Source organism: Rothia sp. HMSC065C12 (assembly GCF_001812085.1).
GTDB lineage: Bacteria > Actinomycetota > Actinomycetes > Actinomycetales > Micrococcaceae > Rothia > Rothia mucilaginosa.
In genome coordinates, this window is sequence record NZ_KV807678.1 from 78000 (window position 1) to 78665 (window position 666).

Annotated in this window: 1 pseudogene; it reads right to left on the reverse strand. The window is 63.7% G+C overall.

Annotation, left to right across the window (positions count from 1 at the left end):
• Positions 1 to 666, reverse strand: a pseudogene (locus HMPREF2836_RS09430) (siroheme synthase); the annotation flags it as partial.

Below are 666 nucleotides of genomic sequence, written 5' to 3' on the forward strand. Positions count from 1 at the left end.
ATGGAGGGGAGCGCCGCCTTCGGGAGGTTGAATTCCACCGGTAGCGCCGTACGGACGCGGTCCTCAGTGTTCCACGCGTAAGGGTGCGCATCGTCTACGGGGCGGTAGGTGAGAATGACCTCGTATTCCAGGTTTGCCGGGAGGCTATTCGCCGGAACCGTCAGATCGGCACTGAAACTGCCGTCGGCAGTCGGTTTCGGGGCGTCAAAGACGAGGCCGCGGTGATCGACCTTTTGGTAGGGGTTGGCGTAGGTCGAAGAGCCCTTCGGCGCGATTGTGAGGCTACGCAGTTCGTGATGCGCCAAGAACTCGGGAGTGAAGCCGGTGCCCTCAACATGCACCGTGCCGCCAGCCTCAATTTTTAACGTGCCACTGGTGACACGCAAAGTCGGTAGCGAACTGGTCTGCTCGCCCTGAGCTGCAGGATTCTGCTGGTTTTCTGTCTGGCGCTGGTTCAAAGCTACAGCGGGGGAGGCGGGGGTCGCCTGTGCCGGTTGTGCCTGCTGCTCAGGTGCCGCCTTGGTCGGTGTTGCGAGTGCCGCCGGCGTGACGCCGACAAGCGGGCTCAAACCCAGCAGCAACGACAGGCTGAGCGCGCGGGCGCTCGCTGGGTGGCGCTGGGTATCGGAGTGGCGCGGGGCACCTCGTGGGGCGAAGAATGAAGAC